This window comes from Mycoplasmopsis anatis, assembly GCF_900660655.1.
Taxonomy (GTDB): Bacteria; Bacillota_I; Bacilli_A; order Mycoplasmatales; family Metamycoplasmataceae; genus Mycoplasmopsis; species Mycoplasmopsis anatis.
In genome coordinates this window covers 698,469-710,183 of the sequence record NZ_LR215035.1, presented here as the reverse complement: position 1 = coordinate 710,183, position 11,715 = coordinate 698,469, and the positions used below count along the sequence as shown (strand labels likewise).

Here is an 11,715-nt window from a genome sequence, read left to right as displayed (position 1 = left end):
ACCTCACTTTATATTTAAATTATATATTATTTTTTGTCATTTATATAATTCTCTAATATTTTCAGATCTAAAATTAGATTTGTTGAACCATACACAAATTTATTATTCAACTTATTTTTATAAAAAGTAGTTATTTTCTTAGTAATTTCGCTCTTTAGTTTATTTATGATTTGGAGTTGTTCAGTAAGTAAATGGTGATACTTATTCTCCTTTTCAAACTGAATTTTAGATATTAAATTAAAAGTTACTGGAATCATCTTTTTAATCATTAATATTCCAATTAATTTTTGCTCCTTACTAAATATTTTGTGATATTCATATAAATTATTTCTAATACTATTAAACTTTTCCTTCGGCGAACTTAATGGAACCAAAAACATTTGATCATTACAATTAACAACTATTCCTAAATGAGGTTTAACTTTTGTTCTATATTCTGGATTATATTGAACTTCTCTATCTTGTAAGTGTAAATATTCAAGATAGCTTGGTTCAACTGTATAAAATCCTAATCTATCAGTAAAATTAACTATATTTTCATTCATATTTAAATTATATTATTAATTTATATTCCAAGCGAATGTAAAGATTATGTTTTAATACGTTTTGTTTTCCTAAATTTAATTGAAAAAGTGAAAGTGAAATAAGGAAAAAAGTGAAAGTGAAATAAGGAAAAAAGTGAAAGTGAAATAAGGAAAAAGTGAAAGTGAAATAAAATAACTATTACTAAAAATACTTATTTATAGTGTAAAAAAGAATAAAAATTAATTTGGAATATTTTTCCAAAAACCTATACCTATTATAGGTAAAAATGAAGTATAAAAACAGATTAATTGAAAGTAAAATTTTAGAGAGACAAAAAGTTATTGGTGGACTTGTAATTGAAGGTGTTAAGGCTTGCGGAAAATCTACAATCGCTAAGTATTTTTCAAATACAATTTTGGAATTTCAAGATCCTAATAAATCTAATTTTTATAAGCGAATTATTGATTCTACTCCATCTGAATTGCTTAAAAATCCAAAACCGATTCTTTTTGATGAATGACAAAATTTTCCAAAAATTTGAAATGCAGTCAGAAAATATATCGATGATAATAATTCAAAAGGAGAGTTTTTATTTACTGGTTCAATAGTAAAAAAGATGATAATTTACATTTAGGTATAGGTAGAATAACATATTTAAAAATGTATCCTATGAGCTTGTTTGAAATGAATGAATCTAATGGAACTATATCACTTAAACAATTATTTGAATCAGATTATTCTCCTACGCCCAAATTGTGTGAAAAAAATTTTGATAAATTGGTTTTTAATATTTGTAGAGACGGGTGACCATCAAATTTAACAATTGATGAAGAAAATTAGTTATTATTGCCTAAACTTATTTTAGAAAATATATATAAAAGTGACATCTTTGAGATCGACGGTGTAAAAAGAGATTCCAACATAACAAAAAATTTTTAAAGTCATACGCTAGAAATATATGTAGTCTAGCTAATGGTAAAACAATAATGGATGATGTAAATATAACTAGACTAACTTATAATTCATATTTCCAAGCGTTAGAAAAATTGTTTGTGATCTATGAAATTCAAGGATGAAGTTTTCATATTAGATCAAAAAATGCTACAAGAATGGCAAATAAAAGAAATTTTGTAGACCCATCATTAGCAGTGGCAGCATTAAAAATTAATCCTGAATATTTAAAAACGGATCTTAATACTCTAGGATTATTGTTTGAATCATTATGTTTTGAGAATTGAAAATTTATGCATCAACTTTTGATGCTGAAGTTAAACATTATAGAGAATTAAAAGGATTTGAAATTGATGCAGTTATCGTTTTAGAAAATGGAGAATATGGAATTGTAGAGTGTAAATTAGGTGGTGAAGAAGCGATAAAAAAAGCGATAGAAAATGTAAATAAGTTTGAAATTCAAGTGGTTGAGCATAACTTAAAAAATCCTAAAAACAAACAAAAAACACCTAAATTTAAAATGGTTTTAACAGGATTATCAGATTTATTTAAAACAAAAGATAATGTTTATGTTGTCCCAATTACAGAGTTAAAAAACTAATATTTTTATAAAAAAAAGATTAATGTAAAATTAGTATGTTATGGTTAAACAATTTATTCAAATTATTATCAAAAAGATTATTATTAATAATCTATTTTTGGGCGTTTAATTGTAATTAATAAATTTATTATGTTATACAATAAAGCCCAAATAGCGGGCTTTTTATTTTGAAAGGATTAAATGTGAAATATTTATTTAAGCTTAAAGGTATATCCACACTAATTTTTATACTCCTTTTAGTAATTTTTTGCATTGAATTTATTGTTTCTTATTTTTATGGTGTTTTAATTCAAAACTTAACATATTCACTGGTTGACCAAAGTGTAAAATATTTATTAATTTACCTAGGAATTTTAGTTATTTCATTAATTATATCCTTTATTTATAGTATTTTTAAGAATAAACTAGATGCTAAGTTAAATAGTTATATCAGTAAAAAAGTGTATATAAGTTATGCGAATTTAAAATTATGTCAAAGTAGTAAATATGATAAAAATGATTGATTTTATGTTCTAACCAATGCTCCATTTAAATATGTTGATGAGTATGTTTTACAAATATTTTCTCTATTAAAATCAATACTTTCATTTTTAGCAATTCTAATTGCAGCTAGCATAATTTCACCAATAACATTAAGTTATACATTACCTGTTTTTGGATTATATTTAGCCGTTATATATTTATTTAAAAGTAATTTAAATAAAATTTCTGATCTAGAAAAAACATTATATACAGTTCCTATGAGTGAAAGTAAAAAATATATTGAATATTTTTTTACTAGTTCAATTAATAGTCAATGTGAACAGTTAGTTAACTCTTACTCAAATAGCTTAGAAAAGAAAATTTACAATAAAATAAATAGTCTTTCAAATATTTACTCAATCTATATCTTTATCGTGCAATCATTTGCTCTACTTTATACTTTTGTAATTTTAAGTTTAAGTATGGTTATTTGAGCGGTAAACCCATTATTAATAACTATAGCCTCATTATCTGTTCTAATGACAAAATTCTTTGATATGAATTCATATTCAGCATCAATTGTTAATTCATTAACATCTATAAATGTCGCTAAAAAAGTGTTTAAAGATGTTCTTGCAAAAGTTAATTTAACAGACAAAAAACTTCTAGAAGCTAAAATAACTCAACAAAAAAGTAAATTTATTTTTAATTCAATCGAGTTAAAAAATGTAAGTTTAAGCACTGAAAATAAAGATATATTAAAAAATATTAATTTGAAAATTGAAAAAAATCAAAAAATATTAATTACTGGTGCCAGTGGTTCTGGTAAAACTTCATTAATAAAATTACTTACAGGTCATTATGAAAATATTACTTCTGGAACAGTTTTGTTAAACGATAAGGAAGTTTGCAATTTAGAAAATCTTCAAAGTTGTTCATTTTTAACTAAAACCCAAATGAGTTTTTTCGAGGGTAATATTCTTGAGAATTTAACTCTTGAAAATAATGATAATTTTAATGTTGAAGAATTATTAAAATTATTTAACCTTGAAATAGATACTGAAGAAGAAATTACTGATAAGGATCCTGAATTTTCAACTGGACAAAATCAACGTTTAGCACTTATTCAAGCACTAATGAGTCAAAAAGAAGTTTTACTTTTTGATGAAAGTTTTTCAAATATCGACAAAGAAAACTTTAATATCATTTTACCTTACATATTAAGTTTAGATAAAACAATTATTATTATCTCTCATACATTAAATAACGAACATTTAAACAAATTTGATAAATTAATAAACATTAAGAATGGAGAAATCAATGAAGCTTAAAAAATATTTCTTTCTTAACTGAAAATTAAATTTATTCACAATTTTAATTGTCCCAATTTTCTCAGTTATTAATGTCGTTATTTTATGACTTACAACTACATTGTTAAAAGATATTACAAGCAATTCTGCTAATGATTTAAATTCATTAATCATAAAAATCGCTATTTATGCTTCATTTAGTATCATTTCATTAGTTTTTCTATTTGTTCAGCAAAAATTCTATTTATTAATCATATATAGAGGACACTATCACTTAAGACAAGATGTCTATAGAAAAATTGCTAATTCTCACCCAAGAGATATCAAAAATGCGAATAAAGAAGAGATATTAAATACTCTTGAAACTGATTGCGGAATGATTGGACAAATGCTTATTATTCCAGCAGCATTATTAAATGGATTTTTAGAAGTTGTGGGAATTATAGTTCTTTATAGCTTTTTAAGCTGACAGTTATTGTTAATCTTCTTAGGTATAACCGTTGTTAAAGTTATTAAAGATTTCTTAATTTACAGTTTTTACGGGCAGTTTTCAAGAAAAGAGTCAGAGATTAAAAATAAACTTTTAAATAAAGTTAATCGCTTTTTATCAATCTATAATTTAATTATCTTTAGTAATAAAAAACAATATTTTGTGGATAAATTTACTCAAAAAATCACCCCTGTTTACTCTTCATATAACAAAAATCTCAATGGTAAAACTATTGTTAGTTATATAGCTAATTTATTAGACTTAATAATCCAAATTAGTATCTTTATCGGTGCATTCTTCTTATTTAAAAATGGAAAAATTGGAATTGAATTATTAATCCTTTCTATAGTTCATTTTGGAACTCTTTCAGCAAAATTAAGTTTTACAGTTCAAGTATTTAGTGGATACTTTCAAATAATGGGTATTTGAAACAAAATACAAAAGTTCTTGGCAAAATTTGCTACTCCAAATTTACTAAATGTAGACAAATTTGAGAAAATAGAATTAAAAAATATTAACTTAAGTTTTGATAATAAAAAGATTTTTGAAAACTTTAACTTGACAATAAATAAAGGTGACAAAGTACTTTTACTTGGAAAAAGTGGGTGTGGAAAAAGTACTTTAGCTAAACTTATGTTAAACTTATATGACAATTATGAAGGAGAAATTTTAGTTAATGGTACAAAAATAACTAAAAATGACTCACTAAGTAATTTATTTAACTATTGCAGTGTTGAAAGTCAAAATACTTTAAATGTTGACTTATTACAAAATCAAAGTAGAAGTAGTGAGTTAAAAGAATTATTTAATGCTAATTTTATTATCAATCAAGTTGATGAAAATAATAATTATTCAACTGGTGAACAACAAAGGATTAATCTGCTAAATAGTTTTTATGTTGATAAAGAAATCATGATTTTAGATGAAAGTTTAAGTAATTTAGATAAAAATAATCGTGATAATATAATGAAAAAAATATTTAATTTAGATAAAACGGTGATTATGATTTCACACCACATTGAAAAAGAAGATTATCCATTGTTTACTAAAGTTGTAGACTTTAACAAAAAATAAATAAAGTGTTTGTTTCATTTTATGAAGCAACATTTTTTCAATCTTCAAAATTTAGAAGTTTAATTTTGAAAAGTTATGTTAATAAAAAATGGCTTTTTTACTTATTTTTTTATATAAAAGTGATTTTTTGTAAATTTATTGTATAATTTACTAAATTATTTTATGGAGGAAAATATGGATAAAAATATATATGATTTAGCAATTATTGGGGCTGGTCCAGCAGGATTAAATGCCGCTTTATATGCTTCTAGAGCTAACTTAAGTGTAATCTTTATTGAAAAAAGTGCTCCTGGTGGAAAAATATCATTAACTTCTAAGGTTGAAAATTGAATCGGAACTGAACTAATTGAAGGTTGAGAATTAGGAACAAAGTTCTTTGAACATGCAAAAAAATACGGTGCTGTATATAAATATGGTGAAGTGGTCAAGTTAAATAATATTTCAGATTTAGATAAAGAAGTTGTTTTAGCTAGTGGTGAGATTATTAAATCTAAAACTGTATTAATTGCTAGTGGAATGAAAAATAAAGTACCTACATTTATCAAAAATATAGAAAAATTCGAAAATCGTGGGGTAAGTTATTGCGCAATTTGTGATGGACCTCTTTTTGGCAAAAATCCTTCACTAGTTCTTGGTGGTGGTAATAGTGCAGTTGAAGAAGCGGCCTATTTATCAAACATAGCTTCTGAGGTTACCTTAATAACAAATATTGATCATTTAACTGCTGAAAAACACTTAATTACAGACTTAGAAGCAAAACCTAATGTTAAAATTTTATATAATTCTACAATTAAAGAAATTAATGGAGAAAATTCACTTGAAAGTGCAATTATATTAGATAATGGTGTTGAAAAAGAAATTAAAGTTTCATCTTTATTCCCTTACATTGGTATGGTTGCAAGCAATGAATATATTAAAGATTTAGGTATTGTGGAAGAAAATGGATTTATTAAAACTGATGAACATATGCAAACTAAAATTCCTGGCATTTTTGCAGCCGGAGATATTGTTGATAAAAAAATCCGTCAAATTGTAACAGCTGCAAGTGATGGTTCAATAGCAGCAAAGGCTATAAGTGATTTACTCAGTAAAGCATAATTTTATTGAAATGTAATATAATATCCGTTGTAACAAAATATAATTATTGGAGAAAAATATGGAAATTTTAAGTAGTAGCTTAAATAATAATGAACTTAAAAAAGTAAAAAGTTTAACTGTTACAATGCTTGTTCTAAAATTTATTTTAATTTTTAGTTACATTTTATTTTTAATTCTTGTTTTTCCAAGTATTGCAGCTTTATCAAAATTAGCTGCGGATAGACCTGATATATCTGCTTTTAGTTCATTAATGTTGATTTTTGTTCTTGGATTCTTTCTTTTTGTGCTTGGAATAGCAGCTTTTATTATACATATCTTAGTTTGTATTAAAGCATCAAAAATTGATAATACTTCATTTATTTTACTTTTAATTGGATTTTTTATAGGTATTGTGGATTTAGTTGGTGGATTTATTTTACTTAGTAAAATTAACAGACAAATTGAAGAAAACACATTAAAAATGGAATTCGGAGTAAACCAAGAGACAACAAATTAAGAGAGTCATTTGACTCTTTTTTATTTTTTAGCATTTCATAAATTGTTGAAAAATACCAATGTTATTTAAAATAAATAAAAAATAGTAGAATATAAAAGAATAACAATAGGAGTGATATGAAATTTATTGATTTATTAGATAAAAAAATTAAATCAATTAATACAACAAAGAAAATTGTATTAATTGATGGTGATGATAATAGAAGTATTGAAGCAGCTAAAAAGCTAGCTCAAAAATACAAAAACATTGAAGTAACTTTATTAGTAGAAAAAGATCATGAGCCAGTTGAAAATTTACATTTTGTTAATATGAATAACGACAAAAGTGTGATTGAGCAAATGGTAAAAGATTATGTAGTTTTAAGAAAAGGAAAAGAAACAGAAGAACAAGCAGTAAAAGCGTTAAGTTCACGTCCGTTTTTTGCAATGATGCTTTTAGCACAAGGTAAAGTAGATGGTGTAGTTGGTGGATTAAACTATTCAACAGCTGATATTTTAAGAGCTGCATTTAAAACTATTGGACCTAAACCTGGTATTAAAACAATTAGTTCAGTAATGATAATGCACAAAGACATAGATACCTTAATTTTTAGCGATATCTCAGTTAATCCAAAACCTAACCAAGAGCAACTAAGTGAAATTGGTCTTAATGCAGCCGAATTTGCAAAACAAATAGGATTTGATCCTAGAGTAGCTTTTTTAAGTTTTTCAACCGATGGCTCAGCTAAGACAGATGAAACGGTTATGGTTAGAAATGCTACTGATTTATTTAACCAAGTTTATCAAGGTGTTAAGGCTATTGGAGAAATTCAACTTGATGCAGCTTTAGTTTCAGAAATTAGAAAAGCAAAATATTCAAGAGAAGCATATAGTGAAAGAGCAAATGTTTTAGTATTCCCTGACTTAGGTGCTGGAAACATTGGATATAAACTAGTTCAACGTCTAGGTGGATATGGAGCAATTGGACCAGTTGTTGTTGGAACAAATAAACCTGTAAATGACCTTTCAAGAGGAAGTACAGTTGAAGATGTTTTAAACACAGTTTTAATTACAGTTTTACAATCAGAAGGAGTTTAGTTCATGTCAAAAATTTTAGTTATTAATGCTGGAAGTAGTTCAATTAAATTAACTCTTTTTAATAAAGAGAACTTTGAAGTTGTTGCTACAGGTATTGCCGAAAGAATTACACTTCCTATGGGTAATATCACAATCAAATTTAATGGTAAACACGAAAAAGAATTAGCTTTACCAAATCACCGTGTTGCTGCAAAACACATTTTAGAGATGCTTAATGAGTTAAAAATAATTAAAGATGTAAAAGAAATCGAATATATTGGATACAGAATAGTTCAAGGTGGCCCATACTTTGACAAAGCTTCAAAATTAACTGAAAAAGAAATTCAATTAATTGACCAAGTTTCAATTTATGCACCTCTTCATAACCCAGGAGCAATCCAAGCTATTAGAGCCTTTAATGAAGTTATTCCACATGCTAAAGCTAGTGCAAATTTTGATACAGCTTTTCACACTACAATTAACAAAGTAAACTCAACATACCCAATTCCACGTGAAATTAGTGAAAAATACGGTATAAAAAAATATGGTGCTCACGGAATTTCACATAGATATATTACAGAGAAACTTCAAGATATTTTAGGCAAGAAGTCAGTTAATTTTGTTAATTTACACATTGGTAATGGAGCCTCATTATGTGCAGTTAAAGATTCTAAATCTTTTGATACATCAATGGGATTAACTCCACTTGCTGGAATAATGATGGGAACTAGAAGTGGTGATATCGACCCTTCAATTCATGAATTCTTAATGAAAGAAATGAACATTAGTATTAGTGAGTTTACAAACATCTTAAATAAACAATCTGGACTTCTTGGTGTTTCCGGAATTTCAAGTGATATGCGTGATGTTAGAAATGCTGCTGAAAATGGTGATGAACGTGCACTTTTTGCACTTGAACTATACATTCAAAAAATCGTTGATTATACATCAATTTACTTTAATAAAATCGGTCCAAAAGTCGATGCTTTAGTATTTACAGCTGGTGTAGGTGAAAATAGTGCAAAATTTAGAGAAGAAGTTATTAACAAAATTAACTTTAGACACATTAAACTTGATTCATCTAAGAATAATGGAGATATTAACGAATTTGAATTAATTTCAACTCCAGATTCTGAAATTCCAGTTTATGTAATTAGAACTAATGAAGAATTAGTAATTGCACGTGATGCAGTTAAATTATATGAATAAAAAATATGCGATTTATCCCGGTTCCTTTGATCCTTGGCATAAAGGACATATGGAAATATTAAAAAAAGCATTAAAAATTTTTGATGCTATTTTTATAATAGTTTCAATAAATCCGGATAAAACAAATCAATCTGATATCTTAGAGAGATATAATGATGTAAAAGACAAAGTCAAAAGTTTAACAAATGTTAAAGTTTTAATAAATAAAAATGGATTCATTGCAGATATTGCTAAAGAACTCAACGTAAATTTTATAATCAGAAGTGCTAGAAACAATACTGATTTTAATTATGAACTTGAACTAGCTGCGGGTAATAAAACCTTAAACAATGAACTTGAAACAATTTTAATTATGCCTAATTATGAGGACATTAACTACAGTTCAACACTTGAAAGACATAAGGAGAAATTAAAAAATGTTTAAATTTGTTAAAAGTAGTTCTAATAAATCAAATTGATTAGTTCATTCAGGTATAGAAATATGCTTTTGAGGTCGCTCAAATGTTGGCAAAAGTAGTTTAATTAATAGTTTAACAAACATTACTAATTTAGCTAGAGTTAGTAAAACACCTGGGAGAACCCAATTATTAAATTATTTTACTGATGAGAATAAAGTAATTGTTGATTTACCAGGTTATGGTTATGCTAAAATGAGTACTAGAGATAATCAAAAAATGAATCTGATGATTCAAGAATATCTTGAAAATTCAACTAATTTAAAACACATTTTTCTTCTTCTAGACTCTCGTAGAGGAATCACTGAGATTGATGCTCAAGTTATTAGTTATCTTAAAAATTTACAAAAACCAATAAGTTTTATTTTTACTAAATTAGATAAGCTAAATCAAAGTGAAAAATCTAAACTTTTAAAACTAATAAAAGAGATTGAAAGTGAATGATTTGAATTTGACTATTTACTAGTTTCAACACTAAAAAAAACTAATATAGATAAATTAAAAGAAAAAATCGAACAAATTTTTAAAGGGGAATAAAATGAAAACTAAATTCAAAAATATAATTCTTGGTACAGTTTTATTATCTACAGTTAGTGCTTCTGCAACTTTATTATCTATTAAAGCAATACAACAAGAAAATATTTTAAAAAATAAAAATATTGTCCCAATTAAAACTACTGGATTAACTTTTAATTTAGCTGATTTAAAATTGAGCGTAAAAGATGAAATAACAAAAACTAAATATGCTAGCGAATTTGTTAATTCATATCCAAGATTATTCAAAAATGATGTATCAACATATTATGAATTAAACTACAAAGAATACTGAGAAAATCAATTTAAGTTAAAAGATATTAATGATTTTGTTAACAAAAATTATTCATTAATTACTAAAAACCTTAAAAATATCAATGAATTATTTTTTGATTATAACGTAACTTTTTATAGTTATGCAAATGACTTTACGGGTGAATTATTCTTGAAAATTGTTCTAATTGATAAAGAAGATCAAAAACTCTACAACGAAAACAAACTTGATCAAAGCAAAATAAAAAGATTTGAACATTTATATAAAGTTGACGGATTTAAAAAGTTAGAAAAAGTTGAAAATACTAATTACTACAAATTCTACCCTCATTCAGGTTCAATTAGTAAAATTAGGATTAAAGATTACATTAAAGGTTATGAAAGCGTAGAGAAATTTAAAAAAGCAGTTTCTGAAAATGAAAAATCTGAAACATTAAATTCACTTCTTTGAGATGCAGTTAAATACACTAATTCAACTAATATTGATTATTCGGCTATAAAATTACAATTTAATGTTAATCAAGATGATCCAGATTTAGTTGCATTAAATGTTCCTGTGTACTCACAAGTATATGAAGCTACTGAAGATAATTTATCAAATATTAATAAAAAAGTAAATATTGGAAATAATATTCAATCTGAGATGTTTTATTTAGACTTTCTTTATGCAAATGAAATTTATGATTTATTAACTGTAGTGCAAAAAGATGGAAGTCATATTTATAATTTAACTGTTGATGAACTAGTTGCCGGTTATAATAAAGAAACTATGAGTTATGACAACTTAAAAATCAGTTTAATTCCTACAACAGATGAATCAAAAAACAGAGAAAATCAAGAAAAACTTGAGAGATTATTATCTAAATTTGATATCCAATTCTACCCACCTGTTAAAAATCTTCAAACAAATTGCTTGGAAATTCAGTACAAATTAATTCCTCATAGAACGCTTTTTAATAAAGAAAATACCATGATTGAGTTTGATTTTACATCTAAATTTATTACTCCATCAAATACAAATGATAAAAAAGGTTTCTCATTAGAATCCTTTAGAAAAATTCAAGATTCTAATACTGAATCAAATAATTAAAGTTAGGAACTACCTAACTTTTTTAATTACAAAAAAAGAAAATATTTCACTAAAAAACTCTTATAAATAGATAATAATTTTTTAATGTGTTA

General features: G+C 25.2%; 14 protein-coding genes. 13 read left to right on the top strand and 1 reads right to left on the bottom strand.

The features are described from left to right. Positions 1–26: 26 nt before the first annotated feature. Complete coding sequence (locus EXC66_RS02960) at positions 27–545, bottom strand: type III toxin-antitoxin system ToxN/AbiQ family toxin (RefSeq protein WP_006886810.1); 519 nt, start codon at positions 543–545, stop codon at positions 27–29. A gap of 266 nt (positions 546–811) precedes the next feature. On the opposite strand from EXC66_RS02960, the gene EXC66_RS02955 reads away from it, so the two are divergent. The 13 genes from EXC66_RS02955 to EXC66_RS02900 all read left to right on the top strand — a co-directional run bounded on the left by EXC66_RS02955 (position 812) and on the right by EXC66_RS02900 (position 11,623). After that, positions 812–1,159, top strand: a complete 348-nt coding sequence (locus EXC66_RS02955) for an AAA family ATPase (RefSeq protein ID WP_129622376.1) — start codon at positions 812–814, stop codon at positions 1,157–1,159. Between the two features lie 50 nt (positions 1,160–1,209). Next, positions 1,210–1,365, top strand: coding sequence for a hypothetical protein (locus tag EXC66_RS04330; RefSeq protein ID WP_165166787.1), 156 nt, complete (start codon positions 1,210–1,212; stop codon positions 1,363–1,365). Positions 1,366–1,460: 95 nt separating this feature from the next. Next, positions 1,461–1,814, top strand: coding sequence for a DUF4143 domain-containing protein (locus EXC66_RS02950; protein ID WP_416371542.1), 354 nt, complete (start codon positions 1,461–1,463; stop codon positions 1,812–1,814). Next, positions 1,748–2,077 carry an ATP-binding protein gene (locus EXC66_RS02945; RefSeq protein WP_006886812.1) on the top strand — a complete coding sequence of 110 codons (330 nt, stop codon included), beginning with the start codon at positions 1,748–1,750 and terminating at the stop codon, positions 2,075–2,077. The genes EXC66_RS02950 and EXC66_RS02945 overlap by 67 nt, the downstream gene beginning before the upstream one ends. Positions 2,078–2,259: 182 nt before the next feature. Continuing rightward, positions 2,260–3,870, top strand: coding sequence for an ATP-binding cassette domain-containing protein (locus EXC66_RS02940; RefSeq protein WP_006886813.1), 1,611 nt, complete (start codon positions 2,260–2,262; stop codon positions 3,868–3,870). Beyond that, a complete protein-coding gene (locus tag EXC66_RS02935; RefSeq protein WP_006886814.1) occupies positions 3,860–5,413 on the top strand; it encodes an ATP-binding cassette domain-containing protein in 1,554 nt (517 codons plus the stop codon). Before EXC66_RS02940 ends, EXC66_RS02935 begins: the two co-directional genes overlap by 11 nt. A 174-nt stretch (positions 5,414–5,587) precedes the next feature. Continuing rightward, positions 5,588–6,511 carry an NAD(P)/FAD-dependent oxidoreductase gene (locus EXC66_RS02930; protein ID WP_006886815.1) on the top strand — a complete coding sequence of 308 codons (924 nt, stop codon included), beginning with the start codon at positions 5,588–5,590 and terminating at the stop codon, positions 6,509–6,511. 58 nt (positions 6,512–6,569) lie between these two features. Beyond that, positions 6,570–7,007: a hypothetical protein gene (locus EXC66_RS02925; protein WP_006886816.1), complete on the top strand. Its 438-nt coding sequence runs from the start codon at positions 6,570–6,572 to the stop codon at positions 7,005–7,007. 116 nt (positions 7,008–7,123) lie between these two features. Next, positions 7,124–8,083 (top strand): phosphate acetyltransferase, encoded by a 960-nt coding sequence (locus tag EXC66_RS02920; protein WP_006886817.1) that lies wholly within the window; start codon positions 7,124–7,126, stop codon positions 8,081–8,083. Positions 8,084–8,086: 3 nt separating this feature from the next. After that, positions 8,087–9,271 carry an acetate/propionate family kinase gene (locus EXC66_RS02915; protein ID WP_006886818.1) on the top strand — a complete coding sequence of 395 codons (1,185 nt, stop codon included), beginning with the start codon at positions 8,087–8,089 and terminating at the stop codon, positions 9,269–9,271. Further along, the gene (gene coaD, locus EXC66_RS02910) at positions 9,264–9,695 is read left to right on the top strand and encodes a pantetheine-phosphate adenylyltransferase (RefSeq protein WP_040544544.1); all 432 of its coding nucleotides are present in this window, start codon (positions 9,264–9,266) and stop codon (positions 9,693–9,695) included. The genes EXC66_RS02915 and coaD overlap by 8 nt, the downstream gene beginning before the upstream one ends. Next, positions 9,688–10,263, top strand: coding sequence for a ribosome biogenesis GTP-binding protein YihA/YsxC (gene yihA / locus EXC66_RS02905; protein ID WP_006886820.1), 576 nt, complete (start codon positions 9,688–9,690; stop codon positions 10,261–10,263). Before coaD ends, yihA begins: the two co-directional genes overlap by 8 nt. A gap of 1 nt (position 10,264) precedes the next feature. After that, the gene (locus EXC66_RS02900) at positions 10,265–11,623 is read left to right on the top strand and encodes an MAG1430 family protein (protein WP_006886821.1); all 1,359 of its coding nucleotides are present in this window, start codon (positions 10,265–10,267) and stop codon (positions 11,621–11,623) included. Positions 11,624–11,715 lie beyond the last annotated feature (92 nt).